Origin of the sequence: Rhizobium azibense, assembly GCF_004342325.1 — a bacterium.
Lineage (GTDB): Bacteria > Pseudomonadota > Alphaproteobacteria > Rhizobiales > Rhizobiaceae > Rhizobium > Rhizobium etli_B.
Map to the genome: position 1 here is coordinate 161992 of NZ_SMBJ01000011.1, position 20492 is coordinate 182483.

Genomic DNA, 20492 nt, shown 5'->3' on the forward strand with positions numbered 1-20492 from the left:
TCACCTCGCCTTGGCAGCCAGTTTGATCGCCGCCCGAATGCGCGGATAGGTGCCGCATCGACAGATATTTCCGGCCATGACGGCATCGATATCGTCGTCGGTGGGCGACGGATTGGCAGCAAGTAGCGCGGTGGCGGACATGATCTGTCCGGACTGACAGTATCCACATTGGACGACATCGATGTCCAGCCAGGCCTTCTGTACCCGGGCGCCTTCGTCAGTCTCGCCAATCGCCTCGATCGTGGTGATCGGCTTGGCGGCCGCGTCGGCGACCGGCATCACACACGACCTGACGGGCACACCATCGACATGCACCGTGCATGCTCCGCACATGGCGATGCCGCAGCCGAATTTCGTGCCAGTGAGACCTATGGTGTCGCGCAGCACCCATAAAAGCGGAATATCGCCATCCACATCGACGGCGTAATGCTTACCATTGACTGAAAGGTCGTAGGACATATGAACGTCGGCTGAAAGCCGCCCCTCAACGAACATACAGCGGCCGCTAAATTAGCTGAAAGCGGATATAGTCGCAAGTTGTAATCTTGTGATACCAGCCCGCCAGAAACCGGTGACCATTGGCCGCTCCTGCCGGGGAGCCTCTCCGAAAGCACCTTTATCTCGCCGGAAGTTCGAATTGGGGCCAGCGCCAATGTCGGCCGAGGGCGGAAAAAGCCCGGCAGATCGCCGGGCAACGAGTTCTCTTCGTAAGATATCTGACGTTTTCGGTGAGCCTGCCAGACTGCCGATGGTCAAGACGCCTGCTCGAGCAGTTTGCCGGCCTTGCCTTCCAATTCGAGGCGGGTGTCCTGATGGGTCTTATGCCGCGCCAGGGCGGTGATGCCCTGGACGAAATCGAAGATCGATTCCGGCGGCCTGCCTTCTTCCGACAGCACCTTCTCTATGATCTTGCCGGTTTCGCCCTTCGAGAAGCCGCGCCGGCGCAGGAAGGTCTTTCGATCTTCATCGGTGCTGGCTACGATCCGCTCGCGGGCGGCACGAATGCCGGCGACGAAGGGTGTGGGGGAGGAATTCGTAAAGTTTGCCAGTGCGGGCGCCGCCTCGTGCGCGAAACGGTAACCGGCAAACTTGGAGTGTCGGATATTGATCTCCTGGAAATTTTCCGTGCCCCAGAGATTTCTGTTGGCGCAGACCGCGCGAAGATAGAAGGAAGCAATACCGAGCGTCTTCGATCCGACTTCGGAGTTCCAGGCATAGAAGCCGCGGAAATAAAGGTCCGGTTCGCCATTCGGCAACCGGCCGGCTTCGATCGGACGGGTATCGTCGACCAGAAACAGAAAGACATCGCGGTCGCTGGCGTAGAGCGTGGTGGTATCCTTGGTCACGTCCACAAACGGATTGTGCGTCATCGTCGCCCAGTCGAGAACGCCCGGCACTTTCCAGATCGTGTCGCCGGTTCCATTGCCGGCGATATTCATCACAGCCGCGACGAGCTCGTGGTCCCAGATCCGCCCGTATTCGGGACCCGTTACGGCCCGAAGCTCGAGGCGGCCGTCGTCCATTTCGAGGGTCTTTACCAGCTCGGCGCGGTGGCTGAGCAGACCATGCTGAAGATTGATCGCGGCAAGCGGGGCGGGAAGCTGGCGCATATAGCTGGCGGGAGCGCCGACCAGGCTGCAGAGCTGACCATAGCTCCAGTGCGTCGGCGCGATCGGTTGGCGCTGGCCGGGAACCATGAGTTCGAGACGTTCGGCATTGCCGTGTGTGGCCTCGAGGCGGATTGCAGAGCTTTCGACGGTGCGGGCCTGCGCCCGCTCACTGCGGGACTTCACCGCTTCGTAGAGGTCACCGAGCGAGAGATAGCGTTCGTCGTCGGGACGGAAAAACCATTCCGACGACACCCGGTCGATGCGGTCGCCACGTGAGATATCGACACCGTAGCCGGAGGTAACGGGGCGAGAAGAGGCTGCTGGCAGATTCATGATGAAGCTCCTTGAACGAATGAGGCCGGTCATCGCGTTCTGCCGATGCCGGGCGAGGTTGATAAAAGGCGCAGAAGACGATCAGGCCCTGCGGCCTTGCGGCGGGCGGACCGGTGCCTGCTCGTGAGACCGGTGACCGAACGGACAGTGGCGGCAGGGGCGCCCATGTCGTCGAGCATGGTCAAGGCGAAGAAATGGTTTTGGGACCACGGTCATCATTGCGTCCCCTGCAGCTGCGGATGAGGATGCCGCAAGCAGCGCATTGCGCCGGGCGAAGGTGCGCGCCGCGGAAAGATCAAGCGCCAGCCGCTCAGGAAGCGGCCGGAGGGCCGTCATCTTGCTTGTGGTCGCCAGCGGGTGCAGGGCTGTTCGTCGAAGCCGCACCGCTGGTCGCGGCCTCTATGTCGCCGTCGAGGCTGTTGCCGCTTGCTTCGGCTTTTGCCCTCGGTTCATCCTCTGGCCGGACGAAGCCACGATCGATCTTCAACACTCCACCGGCACTAAGCGAGATGAAGACACCACCGCGGGCAACCTCCTTGGCATCGAAGACAAAGGGACGGTCCCTGAGGCGGTCGAGCTCTGCGCAAAGCTCTGCGAGCCGCTTTTTCTTCTCCCCGGAGCAGACCTGATCGGCAGCATCAGCGTCGAGCTTGTCGTATTCGGCCTTGAGGGCGTCGTACCGGGCAAGCTCGTCGCCCGTCATGCCGGCCCGCTTTCCATGGAGGCGGCGAAGCCCGCAGGCATGGCCATATGGAAAATCGAAGGCGGCCTCGACCCATTTCCATCCCTCGGTGCTTTTGAGTGTTTCGGCGTCGGCCTTGAGCTTGTCGACCGCGAGCTTTTCCAGCAGTGCCGGCTCCTGGAGCCAACCACCTTGGTCCTGCTCGAACAGATCGCGCATCACGATGCCGCCGGCGGCCTCGTAAGCCTCGAGCCCGACGTAGACGGCCCGGCGGTCGCTGGCACGGATGGCCGTTTCGGTCAGCAGGCGGCGAATGTAATAGGCCTCCTGCGCACGGGACCGCGATGCCGTCTCCCAGACCTGTTCCTGGCGAACATGATCGGATGTGATCGACAACGCGCTGATCTGTTCAAGCGTCATCTCGCCGGCAGCATATAGATGAAGAAGGCGCGGAGAGACGGAGGCAAGCCGCAGGCGCTGCTTCACGGTTGCGATGGAGACGAAGAAGCGGGCGGCGATCTCATCCTCACCGAGACCTTGTTCGCGGAGCGTCCGGAAGGCCTGGAACTGGTCCAGAGGATGGCGATCGGCACGCTGGACGTTCTCGGCCAGGGAATCGTCTTCGGCGGATATGTCGCCGTCGCGAATGGCTTTAGCCATGTCATTTCTCCACGACGGACCGGCCGGAGCCTCTCTCCGACCTTTGCCAATCCGTCACGGAATCCCCCTCTCCCCTCACCCTCTAAGCGCCACCTGCAACGGCTTCAATAGTCGTGGCCGCCGGCTCGCGGATGTCGAGCCCCCTGGGACCCCTCGAACGGATCGCGTTCCTGCGATGGGGCCGGCACGCTGATATTTAAGGGGATGCGATTTCGCTTTCTAGCGCACGTCGGTCCGTCCGCTCACTCCCCCGCTTCTCTTGAGTTCGCCAATGATCAGCACGCGTAAAGCTCTCTGAAGGATAGCTTTTGCTTGCGGTCTCACGCGATCGGAGTCTGGTCGTCGAGCCTGCTCAATAGCGGAATTTTCTCCATGACGGACCGGCACACACACACACACACACACACACACACACTCTCTCTCTCTCTCTCTCTCTCTCTCTCTCTCTCTCTCTCACCACCTCAACCAGTCACGAACTCCCTTCCTCCTCTCCCTCTGAAGCCTGCGATCTCAAACCTCGCCGATTCTGACTGGACGACCAGCCGTCGCTCGACCCGGTGGCCCATGATCCGCCAAAATGGGAGCCGAGCTCGCGGCGGGCGCAGACCATGCCAAACAGCAAATCCCCCGCGAATCTTACCGGCATTCACGAAAATCGCCACTGCTGCCATCGGACATGCCGACGGTGGTCTCTTGCGCGTCGCGGTAATAGACCTCGCTCACCCGAAACCGCCCGTCGATGCGTTTGCACTGGACGATGACGTCGATAGCGATCATCAACAGCGCACGGATATCGTGCCTGTCGAGGTCCCTGCCGCCCTCCGATTCCTTGACCAGCAATGTCAGCTGTTCGAAGGCGAGTTGCGCGGAGTCGGCATGGACTGTCGTGATCGACCCTGGATGCCCCGAATTGACATTGCGGATGTAGTAGAATGCCGTTCCGTCTCGCAGTTCCTGCAGCAGGATTCGGTCCGGTCGCATGCGCAGGCAAGATTCCAGCAGGTCCCTGGCGCCGATCTTCGCCAGGCCCTGACCGCCCTTGGAATAGAAGAGTCGAACGTGGTTTAGTTGCGGAATGACCAGCTCGGGTGTGTCCTCGATGGAGATGATCCTTTCGCTTGACGGGATGTGACGGATCAATGCCTTCGACAAAGTCGTTTTGCCAGAGCCCGTTGCGCCGGAAATGACGATGTTCTTTCTGGCCTTGACGGCTTCGCGCAGAAAAGCCTTGTAAGCCCGCTTCCTGTAGTACTCCAGAAGTTTGCGGCCCGACGCGATACCGTCTCTTTCGGCTTTTGGATCATCGTCGAACAGGCCGCCGTCATCGAGATCGTCGAGGCTTAGCGAAACGGACGACGGCTTTCGGATGGTAACGCTGACCGTACCCTTCGTCGTTGCCGGTGGGATCACGATCTGGATTCGCTCATCGTCCGGCAAGGTGGCCGACAGGATCGGCCGTGTCTCGTCGATCGATTGATTGGAATAGCTTGCGACAGCGCGTGCGAGACGCATCAGTTTGTCGAAGGACAGATCCGGCAGATCGTGGGTCTGCCATCCGGCCGACCCCTCGGTCACCACCTGACCTGGCCGGTTGACGATGATCTCGTAAAGCGACCTGTCGCGCAGAAAGGCTGAGATTGGTGCCAGAAGCTCGCGCACGACACCGCGATCTGCTCCTTCCGTCATCGGCCTGCCGACTTGGTGGCGAAAGTTGAAGCCGGGCTGAAATCCCCGAGGACGGCGCGATCATAGATCCTGTTGCGAGGCTCGGTCACGCGAAGCCGGTAAACGCCGGAAAAATCGAGGTCGCGTGCCACGAAGATCAAGACCGGGTCGCCCTGGTGTTTCAGAAGCGTCGGCGCAATATTGATCGACTGTTCCACGGCGATCGCCGCAGCCTGCCGGCCGGCGCCCGTGGTATTTTCGGCCTCGACATCGCCTTGCTCAAACCGGCCGCTCGCATAGGACGTCGCATCGCCGACGATCGACAGCAGGATCGCGCTGCCGAAGCGCTCCCACCAGTGGGTGTCGACATAGCCGTCCATGCCTGCCCGCCCGAGAGTATCGGTCGCAGGCGACGCGAGCGCAATGATCACGCCCTTCGGCGTCTTGGCACGGCTCCACAGAACAAAGAGCCGTTTTTGACCGCGGCGTAGACTGCCGCGATATTCGCCAACGATCTGGGTGCCCTTCTCCATCAGCACGACGCGGCCATTGTCCGACAGAACGTCGCGGTTGACGAGGCAGCTTGCAAAACCCGGCTGGTCCGAGGAAAGCGCTGTTTCGAGCACACAGGGGATGGAGGTTCCCATGGCGACTATGAAATCGCGATTTCCAAGCGTGCCGGCGCGCGAGCCCTGCAATTGCGTCGGCGTCAGCATCCTGTTGAACCGCTGGTCTTCGTTTTCTGCCTGCGAACCGACTGGGCCGGGACCGGCGTCGAGCGGAAAGTCGTCCGAAGGAGCATCCGGGCTATTGTTCTGCCGGTGGGTCGCCGGCGCCTTTTCGCCGCCATAAGCGATCACCGGCGCGCGGCGGGCAGCGTCCAGCAGCTTATCCTCCTCGGCCGGCGCCTCCTCGCTCACCACAGGCGTTGGCAGCTGCACCTCCGCCGGCATCGCGACCGGCTGGACCGGTTCCCTGGCAGGCTCGAACTCCGACGTCTGGCGGATGACGACGCGCTCGGGGTGGGTTCCTTGCGGTGGCTTGTTCTGAGCGCGCATCGACCAGAGCGCAAAAACGACGAAGGCAAGGATTGCAACTCCAACCACGCCGCGTTTCAGGATCGGGCTGTTGTCGAGCCGGCTCCGCCCGACCGACGTTTGCGCGCGCTCTCCAGGGATCGGTGTGGTGTCTTCCTCGGCCATGGCACTTTCCTATTGCGCGGCAGCGGGTTGCATCTTGAGGACACGCTCGACGGACGGTGACGTGGTGTGGGTCTCGGGGTCGATGCCGACACGATCATAGGCGCCGTTGAACACGCACAGCACATCACCTCCGCGGCGCAGAATGAACTTGCGGCTGATGGCATGAACCAGCACCAGATTGCCGTCGACGGTCTTGGGAATCAGGCTTTCGGTTCCGTCGGAGTTTTCCATGTAGATTGCCGGCATTTCCTGATTGCCGGCAAAGACGAAGGTGGTGAGCTTGCCGTTGTCATAGACGGCCTGCGGTTCAAGCGATACGGAACCTTGCGCCGAGTAGCGCCAGTTTCGCGGCCCATAGGCCTCATGGAGCGCGAGCACCCGATCCGCCCGACCGGCTTCGGCAACCTGGGCGCGGGCGGCCGCCTGCAGACGGCGGCGTTCCGCCTCATCGGCCGGGTATCGATACTTCACGTAAAAATAGGTGTTCTGACCGGCTTCCACCGTTCCGTCCCGCACCGTCAGTTCCATCTGATAGCTGCGGGTCGATCCATCGCGTCTGGCCGTCACGATCGAGATATTGGTTACCGGCTGATGTTCCCGCGGCTTCAGGAACAGGATATTGCCGGCCGGCGCTACCTCCCATGCAACGCTGTTGCCAAGTGCGACATGGGCAATTTCCTCGTCGGCGGCAAACTCGATCTGGACGGACGTACGCAACGTCCCGACGATCCGCGTAATGTCGTAGGGCTGATACTCGACGAAGCGGATACGGCTGTCCTTCGATGCGCCGCGGGGAATTTCAAGGCTAACGGCTGTCGATGCAAGACCAAGGCTGAGAGCAGAGGCGATCAGGACTATCTGTTTCAATCGATGGCCTCCGGATCGGCGCGATATTCGCTGACGGCAAAGCCCAGGGGATTGACCAGCCGGTCGGTGGAGGACATCGGCGCGTTGACATAGGAAAAGGTGAGCGTCGCTACCCAGTGCGTGGTGCGCACGTCCTCGGCGCGGGTGATCGTGCGCATGTAGCGCACGGAGGCGACGTTGGTATTGATCAGGGAGATGGAAACAATGCCGATGCGCGCCGTCGCGCTGCGGCCGTAGACGTTTTGCGGAGATTGCGGATTGCTTCCCCGGTAGACGGTTGCAAAACGCGTCTGCTCCGGCTGCGTTGAGAGCAAGGCAGCGATGCGAAAGTTCTCCTCGGCCTCGCTCCAGACATAGCCTTCTCTCGCGCGCACATACTTGGCGGCGAAATACTTGGTGACGGCTTCATCATAGCTGCCGGCGCTCGACGTCAAGGCGGAGACGACGTCGACGATGCCGGTGGAGTTGTCGACGCGGACCACAAAGGGCTCGACCGTTTTCAACGGCGTGAGCCCGGCGATGGCGAAGACGGAGACGGCGGCCACGATGCCGGCAGAACCAGCGACGAACCAGGCGATGCGGGCGGAACGCTCCACCTGGATCAAGCGGTCCTGATCGAACCGGCGCGCCTTGTCGAAATAGCTCTTCAGATTGTCCGGCGTCACCATGTCATTTGCCCTTGCACGGACGGTAAGAACCTTCGACATCGAAATGCGCAAAGGCGGCTGGCGTGGCCGCGACCGGTTGCTGCGCGTAGGAGGCGGCATGGCTTTGCTGACCGGAGGCAGGCTGCTTCAGCTTGCCGTCGTCTTCCGCTTGCCACATGGACCGGTTCAGCGGCCGGCGGAAATAGCCGTCACATCTGGGAAGCGTGTGTGTCATCGAGCTGCAGGCGAAAAGTGCCCCGGCAAAGAGCGACAATGAAACGATGCGAAGCATGCCCGAACTACCTGCCCGTTTCGTGAGCGACCTTTCCGTCATTTTACTGTTCCCGCTTCGAGACGGCGCGAGACCGGGCGGGCCCCTTGCCCGACCGCTCTTGCCGAATACGTGGTCGCCCTGACAATCAGGCTTTCGTGCGCGTCGCGGGCAGCGCCGTAGCCGTAGGTCAAGGTTGCTCCGCCTGCCGCGAGTGCCGAGGCAATACCGGGCAGCTGGTAGAAGACGTAAAGCGCTGCAAGGCAGATGACGCAAAGCGCGATCGGGCGCATCAGCACGTCGGAATAGCTTTCGATCGCCGTGAAGGTCGTGTCGACGCAGGTGATCAACAACGAACCGATCGCCACGACCAGGACCTGGAGGATGACGAAATTGGCAAGCTGGGCAATCCAGGACTCGGTGAAGCGGCGAGTGGGCCGGAACATTGCAAGTGCTATGAAGATCGGGCCGATCGCAAGCACGATGGCAAGGGCCAGCCGCGCATAGAGGGAAACGATGTAACCGATCGCCGCGACGATGAAGCTCGCGCCAATCACCATCATCCCGCCGATGCCGGTGACGATGTCGACGGGCCAGGACGCACGTGCCCAGATTTCCTGGGCGCCCTTCTGGCCCTTGTCGAGCAGGCTGTCGAACGTGGAGGCGCTGGGCGCGGTCCCCGAGTTCAGCGCCTCGGAAATCTCCCTGGGCAGCGTCTCGAAGAACAGACCGGTGACATAGGTCTGATACTCGCTTGCATTGCTTACCAGCATGACGATGATTGCAAGCTTTATTGCCCGAAACGCAAATTCGAGAATGGGCTCCTGGACGGAACCGCGCAGCACAAGATAGCCGTAAAGCACGACGTAGAGCGTCAGCGCCGCAGTGAGCGGCCCGCTCACCCAGGCGGCGATGTTTGCGGTACCCGACGTGATGAACGTCTCCAGGGGCGACTTGAATTGCCCGTCCACGAAGCTGAAGACCTGATACATCCCTTAGCCCCCGGACCACTTGCAAAAAAACTGCAGCATCGCATCCGCCGTCGCTCCCTTGCAGTGCGTGTCAGCATCTCTGACAGGACCGTTCCGGCACTTGGCTCCGAAAACGGCGAGCAAAGCCTCATCGGTCTGGCCGCAGCAAACGGACTGGGCAGGCGCGATCGCTTGAGCAGGGGCCTGTTTCATCTGAGCGCCGCTCCCATTGCGTCCATGCGCTTTCGCCAGTCTTCCGCCTTTCGCTGATCATCGACCTGCACCTGCGCCTGCTGGACCATCTGCAAAGCCTGCATGCGCAGCACGTCGGTTTGAACAAAGGCCGTTTCGGCATGCAGGCGTGCCTGAAGATCGGCAACGTCCTTGGCATCGGCGGCGCGGGAAATCTGCTGGCGCAGCTGATCGATGCCCTCGATGCGCTTGGTGGCTGCATCATAGATCTGCTGGCCAAGGCTCATCTGCCCTGCATTCTGCTTCTGGAGGCGCGACAATTCCTGGGCGTAGAAGTCGTCGGCGCCGGTGCGATAGGTCGAGTTGCTCTCCAGGAATTTCGAAGCGGAACTGCCGAAGGCGCCGTTGCCCGAACCCTTGAACAGGCCTTCGATGGCATTGAAGTCGCCTGGCAGCGCCTTGCGGACCGAAGGATCGTTCAAGATGCTTGCGACATCTGCCATGTTGGTGATCTTGTTCAACGATCCATAAAGCTGCTCGGCTTGCTGGAGCTGCTGGTTCAGCGTGTCGAGCTGGGACTTCAGCTGCGCAATGCTCTCGATCTGCTTTACGATCGCCATCCGGTCGATGACCGGAATGCCCTGTGCGGATGCCGTTGCCGCCGGCAGCAAAACAGCTGCCGCCATAAGAGCAAACCTTGCCCGCTTCCTTTGCATCAACCTGCTCTCCTTCTTTGCCGGAATACCGCCATCCAGTCCTCATGCCTGTCGCCGACTTCGGCCCTGATCGCCTCGACGAGTTCCACGCTGGCCGTGCGGCCGGACAATATGTCGAGCTCGTCATCGAAGCCCTTGAGGTCCAGTTCTGCCACGACGCTGTTATGTCCTTGCTTGACGATGAAGCGGCGGCTTTCTGCCGACAGTTCGCGTGCGACAAGCTCGAACTCCCGTTCGGTGAGTTTGAAACCATCGACGTAGTCGGCACGATCGCCGCGCGGATTGGGAAGGAAGATCTGCGTCGGGCACTGCTCGATGATCGTGTGGGCGATCGGCGAGACAATGGCATCGCGCGGGCTTTGGGTTGCAAACAGCATGAGCCCGTTCTGCTTGCGGATCGTCTTGAGCTTGTTTTCGGCCAGATCGCGAAAACCCTCGTCCTGCAAGGCCTTCCAGAATTCATCGATCACGATGATGATGCGCCGCCCGTCGATCAGCTGCTCGATGCGGAAGAAGAGATAGGTCATCAACGGCGTGCGGATTTCCTCGTTGTCGAGGAAATCCGTCATGTCGTATCCGATGAATTTGGCGCCGATGCCGATCTCGTCGGCCTCGTTGTCGAATACCCAGCCAAGCGGCCCTCCCCTTTCCCACCGCCGCAGCCGCGAGGCGATGCCCTCCGGGTCGGTGTTATTGAGGAAAGTCCGCAAGGCGCCGATGGAACGCCGTTCGACCGGCAAGTCCGCAAGGCCGTCGACCGCCAAGGCGATGTCGCTGAGCTCGGCGACCGTCAGCTCACGTGTCGCCGACCCGACGAGCTTGCCGATCCATCGTGTGAGAAACACCTTGTTTTCCGCAGTCAGCGCGAGCGCCTTCAGCGGCGCGCAGCCGGTGGCAAGGCCATTCCTCACCGGCAGGTAAGCGCCACCGGCCGCCCGAACGAAAAGGTCCGACCCACGGTCCTTGTCGAAAAAGACCATATGGGGATCGTGCTTTTCGAGTTGGGAAAGCATGAAGTTCAACAATACGGTCTTGCCGGTACCGGAGGGACCGCAGATGAAGGTATTGCCAAGGTCGCGGTGGTGGAAGTTGAAGTAGAAAGGCGAACCGGACGCGGTCTTCAGCAGGGCAACGGCTGGACCCCATTGATTTCCGTCCTTCTGGCCGGTTGGATAGGAATGAAAAGGCGAAAGTGCCGCAAAATTCCGGGATGTGATTGCGCCAGAGCGCGCGCGGTAGCGAAAATTGCCGGGCAGTTGTGCCCACCAGGCCGCTTCAAGCCCGAGATCCTCACGCGCGACGACTGCACCGCCATTGGTAAGGTGCGTGCGGGCTTCGGCCAGATGGTTTGTGAGCGCTTTGACCGAGGAGGCGAAGACTGAAAGCGTAAGGTGATGCTCGCCGAGCACGAAGCGGTTGGATTCGAGATCGTCCATCGCAGCGTCGAGTTCTTCGACCTGGGACGCCGCCTTGTCGCCGGCGCTGACCATCTGGTTTTGCTTGCGCCCTATGATGATGCGCGCATCCGCTTTCGAGGTGAAGGCGAAGGATTGTGCCAGAACAAGCTCGAAGGGGGCCGTCAGGATGCCGTCGAGCATGCCGGTGCGGGTCGTTGCCGGATATTCCTTGAACCCGAACACCCCGGCATAGCGGCTTTCGGCCTCGTGACGGATCTCGATCGTCTCGTGGCCGAAAATCACCCGATCCGAATAGATCGCCGATGAAATTCTTCCTTCCGTCAACGCAATGGGTTCGCGCCGGCCGCCCACGATCTGGTGGAGGACTTCGCTCGGCTCGGAAAACAGGACGCCGGCCCGCTCGTAGAGGGACAGCACCCGAGGCTCGAAGCGTTTGAGGCCCGATGTGATGTCGGATAGCTTGCCGCGCAGGTGCTTTAGCGCCGTTTCGTCGAGCTCGACATCGCTGCGGCGTGCCCTGCGCAGCCGCGAAAGAAGATCAAGAGCCCTTTCGGCGGGATCGCGTGCAGGATGCCAGACCAGCGAAAGATAAAGATCGTTGCGAAACAGATCCTCGCCGATCATGCGCGCACGATATCTTGAGTTCAGTGCGTCGCAGAACGGATTGGCAAATCGTCCTTCGGGATAGCCGTTGTCGCGACGGCGAACGACATGTGTCCAGAGTGCGAGGCGCTCATCGGCGATATTGCGGTAGAGCGTGTTGAGGTTGCGGTGCAGGCTGTTGAGGTCGATGACGTCGGCTGTTTCAAAGGATACACCTTCCAGCGCAATCATCACCATCAGCGCTCTGGTACCCAGTCCGATCGTCGTCTCGTCGATATGGCGCACATAAGGAATAAAGGTCTCCGGCCCGAGTTCGCGGGAGCGAAGCGTCAAGTTTCTAGGCAAGGCTCAGATCTCTTTCGTCATAGGCTCTGGTGAGCTTGAGCGGCGAGAGCGTGGCCCCACCCCAATAGGAGGTGTTGCGCGATCGACCGCGCGTCTCGATCCAGGAAACCAGGATCCGGAACATGTTGTGGTCGTGCTTGACGAGTGTGCGGAACATGAAGTGAAAGATGACGCCGACAAGCGCATAGGCAACCGATCCGGCCGCGATGTAGAGGATCGTCGTCAGCATGATGTTCAGGCCCATCGCCTCCATTGTCACGCCGGCGATCATCGCCGGCCGGGTGCAGGCAATGAACAGGATGTCTTCTTCGATACCTTCGGCTGTCGCCATGTCGCTCAGCTCCCGACGATGGTGTTCACCAGTTCTGTGGCGCCGAAGATCCCCCCGATGCCGATGATCCAGTAGCCGGCGCGGCGCAGATCCATGTAGCCGAACATCCAGGCGATGCAGATGATGATGACGGCGATGACGGCGAGCAGTCGGGCGATATTGCCGGTCAGCAAGTCGACGATGTTTTGCAGAACCGTCTCGATACCCGCAGCCTGGGCGAAGGCCGGTTCGACCAGGCAGGCAACGATGGCTGCGGCCATAAAGGCAGAGGCCGCGACAGGGCGAAGACTGTATCTTGAAGTCATTCACTTTGCTCCGATCGATCATTCTGAAACACGAGAACCGAGGATCGCCGCCGGGAAGCGAAGACGTCCCATGAGGCGGTTTCATCGGCTTGGGGAAGGCGTTTTGCGACCGCTGGCGCGTCCTGGATGTCTGCGGGCTGGTCGATGCGAGCTTCAATGGGCGGCTCGGCTATGGAAAGCGACACCAGTTTGGGAGATAGCCGGACCATTTCCTGGCGGACCTGCTCGTCATAACGGACCACCTTGCCGAGGGACGGATCGCCCCGGCCGTATAGCGACTGAAGCATGACGTTTTCCGCTTGCGCTGCATCGGCGCCCGTGCGCAAGGCAAGGCGACGATACCCGTCGAGCAGAGTGGCGGCCGCCTTGAGGTTCAGGCAGGGATCGAAGGCATCCGATATAGAGAGCTTCAGCTTGTTGAGTTCCCCCAAGCCGAGACCACCAAGACCGATCTGGATGTCCTGGCGAGCCGCAACGAGGGAAGTGACGAGCTCAATTGCCTCCGACTTGGATGCCGGTTGATCCAAAAGGGGCGGGCCACTGTTGATGCGGATGGCGTAAGGATGAAAGCCGCTCTCCAGGCTAACAACGGCAGCAATCGTCTCGATCGCAATGGTGGGAGCGCATATCTCCGCAAGATCGACGAAGGCGACTGGCATTGCTTAGTACCACACCCTTTGGTTTCCGATCCCGTCGATGGTCACGTCGACGTAATGTGGGCGCAAGCGCATATGCGGCTGCATCGTCACGTAGCGCCGGCACTGTCGCTGCCCGTCATTCCAGTACCAGGCCGGTGACAGAACTCCGCGCTCGCTGTTTGGGGAGCATTCATTGTTTGAGACAGTCTGGGGTGTGGTCGAGATGCAAGTTGCCTGCCGTCCGCCATCACTGTATCGCCTCGTCAACCGGTAGCCTTTGTCGCAATAGTAGGGGGCGTATCCGGGCGCAGATGCCGTAAAACCAAGGCCGTCGCAGCTCGGGAAAGCGTGCCCCCTTGCAAGTTCTCGCCACAGTTTCTCGATCGGCGGGCGGCATTCGGAAAATTGCGTTGCGCCGCCGGAATTGGAAAGGCATAGGATAACCTGGCATCCCCAATCATCCGCCCGCGCATGACTCCCGGAAATGAGATAGGATGGCGAGGCATTGAGAAGAGCCACGAACGTCCTGATCAGAAGGTTTTTCATGAGCTGTCCCTGCGCAATCCGCACGCCAACGATGCCGCCGGCGTCCGTGTCGTCTGGAAATTCATACAGCCTTATATTATGCAGTTAAACAAATGACAAGAGCACTCAACGTTCAATTGCACAACATTGCCTTTTCAGCCTTCATCTTCCAGGAGATTTTCGACAATCCGCTGGAAGATGAGACGCCCCAGTCGCGCTTGAAGCAGATCGGCATGATGAGCATCCTCTACATCATGCATCAGGGGCATGACACGCTAACCCTTTCAAATATCGTCGAAACCACGGGTTTGACGCGCACTGGCGTGACCGAAACGGTAGACCCGCTGGTTCGCCGCGGGCTCCTGACCGAGAGCTTCGTGAAGAACTCGATGGGGCGCGGCAAGGCGCGCCGATTTGAGATCGCCCCGGCCATCCTGGATAAAATACGCATCTTCCAGGGGAGTCATGCCCGAGCTGACGATGCCGTCGACGCCAAATAATAGTGTCTTGAATAAGTAAACTTATGTGGCCCGGGGAGGCGCGCGACGTTCGCCCATCGCCATTTTGGCACCTGCGACGGGGGCCTGGGCAAGATACCTTGTTGATAGTGAAGCGAAGGCACAATAGGTTCGGTGGGCGCATCAACCGTGAAGGGGGAACCATCATGCCTACTGGCACCGTGAAATTTTTCAACGAGGACAAAGGATTTGGCTTCATCACCCCTGAAAACGGGGGAACAGACGTCTTCGTTCATGTCTCCGCGTTGCAGCGCGGCGGCACGCTCAAAGAAGGTCAAAAGGTCAGCTACGAGTTAGGCCAGGACCGCAAGACCGGAAAGTCGAAGGCGGAAAATGTCAGCGCGCTCTGATGGCATAAGTCTCGCTCAGTAACGGCTGAGCCCGCCCCTAACGAGGCAGACGAACACGACAGGGGTCTCGTCATTTCCATGGCTGCTGGTCGCACGGGCTGCCATTGGAAGCCCGCGGATCGACCGCGGGCTTCGAGCCAGCGGGTGATCGGTTACTTCGAGTTCTTATGGCTCTGCTGACCGGCTTTGGCGTGCTGTTCGCGAGAACCGCCCTGTTTTCCGGACGTAGAGGATTTCGAGGACGAAGAACCGGATGCGCTCTTTCCGCCCTTGCTTGAGCCAGTCTCGCGCTTGTTTTCGTTTGGTGCCATGGATGTATCCTCCATCGAAACCGTGATCAGCCACGCTATCCAACGCAGGTCAGCACTATCTGTTCCAAGGCGCCTCCACCAACTCACCTGGTGTCCCTAAAAAGTCGATTGAAATCGTCGCGCGCTCCGACATCGGGATCATCGTTACCCTGCCCCACCATGACAGGCAGCATACTGGAGCCGCAGTATTGCGGAACGTTTATCTAGACAGGCGGTGGCTCGACCATGTACGGCCGGTGGCCCCGGCGGCAGAGATAGACTTCCCGCTCGGGATTAGCCTCTATCGTGAACCCGGAGCTGCGCAGCATCGCCTCGACGGCGGCCTTGTTGGGAATGAACCAGTTGGTGGGATCGGCGGCATAGCGCTTCTCGACAAAGAACAGTTTCGGATAATCCGGCCGATCGAACACAGTCCATTCCGAAAAGTCGTAATCTTCTTCCAGTGCGGCAATCCGCTCGTCGCCGCGCTGCAGGCACTGAAACAGCATCAGATCGCCGACTACGTGCTCGTAGAGGAGATCGAGTGCCAGCAACGGATGGCGCAGGTGGTAAAGCACGCCCATGAAGAGCACAAGGTCGAAGGTCTCTGCGAGCTTGGGCACATCGTAAACCGACATCTGCTCGAACTCGACGTCGAAGCCGAAATGCTCGGCGGCAAAACGCGCCTGCGCGAGATAGCGCGGATCGGAATCGATGCCAAGCACCCGCCCGGCGTTGCGTCGCTTCATCTCGATCGCATAAAAGCCGGCATTGCAGCCGATATCGAGAACGCTGCGCCCGCCCAGATCTTCCGGCACCACATGCTTGAAGCCTTGCCATTTAAACGCGGGATAGTCGCCGAGAAAGTGATCCGGGGCGGTTTCGACTTCACCGAGCCGCATGTTCTGGAACCACGGCCCCAATTCGCTGATGCGACGTTTGAGAGTTCGGTCGATCATCGCTTGCATCCATTCAAGTCAGCTTTGCGCTGAGACCGGTTGTGAAGCAACCGTGGCGCGATGACGACGCGGCGTCGCCGCCCGTCGCTGTGGGCGATCGCTGAGGTTGTTGGCAAACCAGTCGATTGTATTGCCGAGCCCTTCGACAAGTGGCACAGTCGGCTGCCAGTCGAGAAGTTCGGTCGCACGGGAAATATCCGGCCGGCGACGTTGCGGGTCATCCTTCGGCAGCGGCTTGTAGATGATCGCCGAACGGGTCGGGACCATCGAACGGATCATCTCGGCGACCTCATTGACGGTAAACTCACCGGGATTGCCGAGATTGACCGGCATGCGCGGATTGGGCTCGACGTCCATGAGCGCCATAAGACCACCCACGAGATCGCTGACATAGCAGAACGAGCGGGTCTGCATGCCGCTTCCATAGATGGTGAGGGGCTTTCCCGAAAGCGCCTGAACGATCAGATTTGAGACGATCCGGCCATCATTGGCCTGCATGCGCGGCCCATAGGTGTTGAAGATGCGGGCAACCCGCGCGTCCACCCGACCGGCACGCAGCATGTCGAAGCAGAGCGCTTCCGCAGCACGCTTTCCTTCATCATAGCAGGCGCGCGGTCCCGTGCAGCTGACATTGCCGCGATAGTCCTCCCGCTGCGGATGTTCGACCGGATCGCCATAGACCTCGCTCGTCGAAGCCTGCAGGAAGGAGGCTTTGTGCTGTTCGGCAAGGGCAAGCAGGTTTCCCGTACCGGCGACGCAGGTCATCATCGTGTGGACGGGATCGGCCTGATATCGCGGCGGGGATGCGGCGCAGGCCAGGTTGTAGATCTGGTCGACCGGCTCGTCGATTTCCAGAAACTCGCAAACGTCCTGCTCGATGAGCCGGAAGCCCGGATGGTTCGTCAACGGCCGGACATTGTCCCGCGAGCCGGAGATAAAGCTGTCGACGCAAATGACGGGATGGCCACGGGCAAGGAGCGCATCGCAGAGATGCGAACCCACAAAGCCGGCTCCGCCTGCCACCAGAACAGTCTTGGCTTTTTCGCGAAGATTTCCTTTCTGCATGAATATTCTCCCTTCACGCCGAGATGCGTTGATAAGCTGGATTAGCCGGCAGTTCCGAAAGGGCCCGGACAAGTTCGCCGGCGCGCGCAGCACCGGTATGGCCGCGCATCACACGTTTCCTGGCGGCAGCGGCGATCGCCGAACGGCGGCCGTCGGAAAGTTCCGTCAACGCCGCGACGACATCCTGCGCTCCGCGCGCGATGATCAAAGCCTCGCCATCCGGCAGCAACTCCTCCAGCCCCCGCCAAAAATCGCTGATGATCGGCGTTGCGCAGGCGGCGGCTTCGAAGAGGCGTACGCTCGGCGACCAGCCGGCAGCGATCATGTCGCTGCGCGTTACATTCAAGGTGAAGCGTTGCCGGCTGTAGAAGCTTGCATGATCGGCAGGTGCCAGATGCTCGATGCGTTCCACATTCGCCGGCCAGTCGATCTGTGCAGGATATTGTGGTCCGGCGACGACGAAACGCATGGATGGCAGGCGGCGCGCCGGCTCCAGGAGGAGACGTTCCAGGGTCGGCTGACGGTCCGGGCTATATGTTCCGAGATAGCCGAGATCCCAGGACCTGGGCTCGCCGGTATTGGCATAGCAGTCTTCATCTACGGAGCAATAGAGCGCGATAGCCCTCCTTGCGCCGTATCTGCGTTCCAACCGGGCCAACACCTCTCCTCCGGAGAATGAGAAGTAGGCGTCAAACAGAGGAATCTGCTTCAGCGCCAGATATTCCTCATCGCCACGATCGAGCTTTGCCAACGTGACAGGCGTATCGATGTCGTAGAAGCAGAGGCGTTTCAGCTCCAAGGCAACAAGTTTGCCGATGAGCGCCACACTATCGGGAACATAGGATCCGACGACCACGGCATCTGCCCGGCGCAGCCTTTCCCGATAAAGTTCGATCATGGTGTCGGTTTCGGAATAATAGTCGAGTTCGCAGAAATCCGGCGAAGCAAGGTCCCGGTGGCTGGCATACCAGGGCACGTCCCGCTCGAGAAACAGAACCCGATGGCCGTCCAGCCGCAGGCCTTTGATGAGGGCTCGATAGGTCGTGGCATGACCGTTTCCCCACGAGGAGGAAAGCGAAAGTCCCAGGAAGACGATTTCGAGCGGTCTCGTCATTTGGCTGCCTCCATCCGCGCGCCGAGACGAGCGCGGAAAATCTCATCCACTTCTCTAGCGCGATGAGCATAGGTGTGATCGGCAAGGACACGCATGCGCGCCCTCGCCCCGATCCGGGCAGCGGACTGGCGGGACAAGCCGGCAATCAAGGCGGCCACATCCTGTCCATCGCGCGCGACCAGGATTTCTTCGTCCGGCTTGAGGAAGAGTTCTATACCCTCCCAATGGTCGGTGATGAGACAGGCGCCGGCGCCGGCCGCCTCGAAGACGCGGGTCGCGGGGGAGAAACCATTCTCCGCCATGCTGGCGCGCGATATGTTGAGGACCGCCATGGGGGTCACGTTGAAAGCGTTGTGATCCCGCGTCGGCACATGGCCGATATAGTTGACATTGGACGACATCGGCTTGTCCTGCCAGCCCGAACCGCCGAGCAGGAACCTGCGGCCCGGCAGACGAGACGCAGGGTCCAGGAAGAAATGCTCGACCCGGGCCTCCCGGTCGGGCAGACGATTGCCCAGAAAACCGAGATCGGCGGCAAAGCGGCTGTCCTCCGGCACCGGATGATGCGTTTGCGGATCCAATGCATTGTAGATCGGCACGCATTCGGCTGCTCCGACGGAGCGATATGCGTTCACGACAGGATCGCCCCCTCCATAGGTCAGCACGAGATCGATTTTGAAGAGTGCCTGGCGCAGCGGATGATCGGGGTCGGACTTGAGTTCGGCGAGCGTAGCGGGCGCATCGACGTCCCAGAAGATTTTCAGGGCCCTCGGCGATGCGTTGCCAAGCACTTCCTCAAGCAGCCGATCATCTTGAAAACCGACGCCGCTTGCCTTTACCACGATATCGGCCTCGGCGGCCTGGCGGGCTGCAGCCTTCAGGGCGTCGATCGTGCCTTCATAGACGACGACCTTGCACCAGTCCGGCGGCTCCATGTCACGGTACTTCTGCCGATCGTATACGTCGGGCTCGTAGAAGGTGATTTCGTATCCCTTTTCCGCCAACGACCTCAGCAGGCCGCGATAATAAGTGGCTGCACCATTCCAATAGGCGGAGACGAGACTCGAACCATAAAAAGCGATCTTCATTCGGCGGCCTCCCGCGAGTGCAGGCTCTTTGCAACCTTGCTCGTGCCGCAGTGCCCCAGGATGGTGAAAAGCTCGTCGACACGGTGCCGGCAGGTATGGCGCGCCTTGATCGTTTCGAGGCCGGCCGCAGTCAGGCTCGCGGCCCGATCGGCATCGAAGAGGACTTCACGCAGGCACTTCTTCATCTCCTCGCCGTCACGCACGAGAAGAAAGTCCTTGCCAGATCTGAAGAGGTGTTCGGCATCGTCCCATGGCGCCGAGATCAGAGGTATTCCGCAGGCAAGTGCCTCGAAGACACGGATGGTCGGAATGCCCGGAAGATGCTCGACATAGGGCCGCCGTGGAATGTGCATCGTGACCTTGTGGTGAGCAAAGGCGACGGGAACATCCGCGTTGGCAATCCAGCCGCCATAAGAAAAACCGGCATTGCGCAGGGCCTCGAGCGCATGATCGGGATAGCGGACGCCGCGAACCGTAGTGTTCAGGCGGAGATCATGGGCTGGACGGATCAGAAATTCAGCAATCTCGGCGGACCGTTCGCCATCGCCCCAGTTGCCGATCCAGATGAGGTCTCCGTTTTTTTCGATTTCCGGCAACGGTCGAAACAGGGCATCGTCGGCCGCCTCGTGCCATGTGAATACAGATTTTCCCCAACCTGCGCGGAGGTAACGTTCACGCAAGGTCTGCCCAAAGGCCAGCACGCCATCGTAGTCGTCGAGCGTCAGTCCGGCGATATCGCCTTCGGCGGAAACTGCTCGATGATGCGTATCGTGGAAAAGCAGGGTGAAGGTCGCGCCGTTGCGGCGGATGCGGCCGAGACGCTCGACCAGTTGCGGTTCTGTCCACTCGTGGACGATGACGACGTCAGCATCGGCAAGCGCGGCTTCATGATCGAAGTTCTCGTCGTAGATCTGCGAGCGGTGCTGCGGGAAGGTTTCGAAAAACTTCTCGACTGCAGCCTGTCCCTGATCCTCGACGAGGTTTGCACGGCTCCACGCATTTTCCGCCTCCAAGGCCAGCGCTTCATGACCGCGCCGCTGAAGATCGCGCATGACGCCGCGAAGAAAATGCGCATTGCCGTGGTTCCAGTCGGAAACAACCGAGTGAGTATAGAAAACGAACTTCAT

General features: G+C 60.4%; 21 protein-coding genes and 1 pseudogene. 2 read left to right on the top strand and 20 right to left on the bottom strand.

From position 1 onward, the window contains the following. From EV130_RS25610 to EV130_RS33500, 15 genes and pseudogenes are all read right to left on the bottom strand, one after another. A complete protein-coding gene (locus EV130_RS25610) occupies nucleotides 1-459 on the bottom strand; it encodes a (2Fe-2S)-binding protein (protein WP_132553522.1) in 459 nt (152 codons plus the stop codon). 293 nt (nucleotides 460-752) lie between these two features. Next, nucleotides 753-1943 carry a DUF932 domain-containing protein gene (locus EV130_RS25615; protein WP_132662046.1) on the bottom strand — a complete coding sequence of 397 codons (1191 nt, stop codon included), beginning with the start codon at nucleotides 1941-1943 and terminating at the stop codon, nucleotides 753-755. A 441-nt stretch (nucleotides 1944-2384) separates the two neighbouring features. Next, a pseudogene (locus tag EV130_RS25620) lies at nucleotides 2385-3246 on the bottom strand (ParB/RepB/Spo0J family partition protein); the annotation flags it as partial. 675 nt (nucleotides 3247-3921) lie between these two features. Beyond that, nucleotides 3922-4971 carry a P-type DNA transfer ATPase VirB11 gene (gene virB11, locus EV130_RS25625; protein ID WP_132662048.1) on the bottom strand — a complete coding sequence of 350 codons (1050 nt, stop codon included), beginning with the start codon at nucleotides 4969-4971 and terminating at the stop codon, nucleotides 3922-3924. Beyond that, nucleotides 4968-6152 carry a type IV secretion system protein VirB10 gene (virB10, locus tag EV130_RS25630; protein WP_132662050.1) on the bottom strand — a complete coding sequence of 395 codons (1185 nt, stop codon included), beginning with the start codon at nucleotides 6150-6152 and terminating at the stop codon, nucleotides 4968-4970. The genes virB11 and virB10 overlap by 4 nt, the downstream gene beginning before the upstream one ends. 9 nt (nucleotides 6153-6161) lie before the next feature. Continuing rightward, on the bottom strand, nucleotides 6162-7019 hold the full coding sequence (gene virB9, locus EV130_RS25635; protein WP_132662052.1) for a P-type conjugative transfer protein VirB9: 858 nt from the start codon (nucleotides 7017-7019) through the stop codon (nucleotides 6162-6164). Then, on the bottom strand, nucleotides 7016-7687 hold the full coding sequence (locus tag EV130_RS25640) for a VirB8 family type IV secretion system protein (protein WP_132662178.1): 672 nt from the start codon (nucleotides 7685-7687) through the stop codon (nucleotides 7016-7018). The genes virB9 and EV130_RS25640 overlap by 4 nt, the downstream gene beginning before the upstream one ends. Before the next feature lies 1 nt (nucleotide 7688). Next, complete coding sequence (locus tag EV130_RS25645; protein WP_074062218.1) at nucleotides 7689-7958, bottom strand: hypothetical protein; 270 nt, start codon at nucleotides 7956-7958, stop codon at nucleotides 7689-7691. Nucleotides 7959-7996: 38 nt separating this feature from the next. Next, the gene (locus EV130_RS25650; protein WP_132662054.1) at nucleotides 7997-8929 is read right to left on the bottom strand and encodes a TrbL/VirB6 family protein; all 933 of its coding nucleotides are present in this window, start codon (nucleotides 8927-8929) and stop codon (nucleotides 7997-7999) included. Nucleotides 8930-9117: 188 nt separating this feature from the next. Next, nucleotides 9118-9816 (bottom strand): P-type DNA transfer protein VirB5, encoded by a 699-nt coding sequence (virB5, locus tag EV130_RS25655; protein WP_074062221.1) that lies wholly within the window; start codon nucleotides 9814-9816, stop codon nucleotides 9118-9120. Further along, on the bottom strand, nucleotides 9816-12182 hold the full coding sequence (locus EV130_RS25660; protein ID WP_132662056.1) for a VirB4 family type IV secretion/conjugal transfer ATPase: 2367 nt from the start codon (nucleotides 12180-12182) through the stop codon (nucleotides 9816-9818). Before EV130_RS25660 ends, virB5 begins: the two co-directional genes overlap by 1 nt. Beyond that, nucleotides 12175-12513, bottom strand: a complete 339-nt coding sequence (locus EV130_RS25665; RefSeq protein WP_074062223.1) for a VirB3 family type IV secretion system protein — start codon at nucleotides 12511-12513, stop codon at nucleotides 12175-12177. Before EV130_RS25665 ends, EV130_RS25660 begins: the two co-directional genes overlap by 8 nt. Before the next feature lie 5 nt (nucleotides 12514-12518). Next, the gene (locus tag EV130_RS25670; protein ID WP_132553538.1) at nucleotides 12519-12818 is read right to left on the bottom strand and encodes a TrbC/VirB2 family protein; all 300 of its coding nucleotides are present in this window, start codon (nucleotides 12816-12818) and stop codon (nucleotides 12519-12521) included. Then, nucleotides 12815-13477, bottom strand: a complete 663-nt coding sequence (locus tag EV130_RS25675; RefSeq protein WP_132662058.1) for a lysozyme family protein — start codon at nucleotides 13475-13477, stop codon at nucleotides 12815-12817. The genes EV130_RS25670 and EV130_RS25675 overlap by 4 nt, the downstream gene beginning before the upstream one ends. Before the next feature lie 3 nt (nucleotides 13478-13480). Beyond that, nucleotides 13481-14002: a hypothetical protein gene (locus EV130_RS33500; protein WP_132662060.1), complete on the bottom strand. Its 522-nt coding sequence runs from the start codon at nucleotides 14000-14002 to the stop codon at nucleotides 13481-13483. Nucleotides 14003-14094: 92 nt separating this feature from the next. On the opposite strand from EV130_RS33500, the gene EV130_RS25685 reads away from it, so the two are divergent. Together EV130_RS25685 and EV130_RS25690 are read left to right on the top strand one after the other, a co-directional pair. Continuing rightward, the gene (locus EV130_RS25685) at nucleotides 14095-14481 is read left to right on the top strand and encodes a MarR family transcriptional regulator (RefSeq protein WP_132662062.1); all 387 of its coding nucleotides are present in this window, start codon (nucleotides 14095-14097) and stop codon (nucleotides 14479-14481) included. Between the two features lie 164 nt (nucleotides 14482-14645). After that, a complete protein-coding gene (locus tag EV130_RS25690) occupies nucleotides 14646-14849 on the top strand; it encodes a cold-shock protein (RefSeq protein ID WP_132553636.1) in 204 nt (67 codons plus the stop codon). 514 nt (nucleotides 14850-15363) lie between these two features. On the opposite strand, the gene EV130_RS25695 is transcribed toward EV130_RS25690, so the two are convergent. The 5 genes from EV130_RS25695 to EV130_RS25715 are packed head-to-tail and all read right to left on the bottom strand — an operon-like array spanning nucleotide 15364 to nucleotide 20492. Further along, nucleotides 15364-16098, bottom strand: coding sequence for a TIGR04290 family methyltransferase (locus EV130_RS25695; RefSeq protein WP_132662064.1), 735 nt, complete (start codon nucleotides 16096-16098; stop codon nucleotides 15364-15366). Nucleotides 16099-16116: 18 nt separating this feature from the next. Further along, nucleotides 16117-17163, bottom strand: a complete 1047-nt coding sequence (locus EV130_RS25700) for a UDP-glucuronic acid decarboxylase family protein (protein ID WP_132553546.1) — start codon at nucleotides 17161-17163, stop codon at nucleotides 16117-16119. A 13-nt stretch (nucleotides 17164-17176) separates the two neighbouring features. Next, complete coding sequence (locus tag EV130_RS25705) at nucleotides 17177-18277, bottom strand: CgeB family protein (RefSeq protein WP_132662066.1); 1101 nt, start codon at nucleotides 18275-18277, stop codon at nucleotides 17177-17179. Next, nucleotides 18274-19365: a CgeB family protein gene (locus EV130_RS25710; RefSeq protein WP_132662068.1), complete on the bottom strand. Its 1092-nt coding sequence runs from the start codon at nucleotides 19363-19365 to the stop codon at nucleotides 18274-18276. Before EV130_RS25710 ends, EV130_RS25705 begins: the two co-directional genes overlap by 4 nt. Further along, the gene (locus EV130_RS25715; protein WP_132662070.1) at nucleotides 19362-20492 is read right to left on the bottom strand and encodes a CgeB family protein; all 1131 of its coding nucleotides are present in this window, start codon (nucleotides 20490-20492) and stop codon (nucleotides 19362-19364) included. Before EV130_RS25715 ends, EV130_RS25710 begins: the two co-directional genes overlap by 4 nt.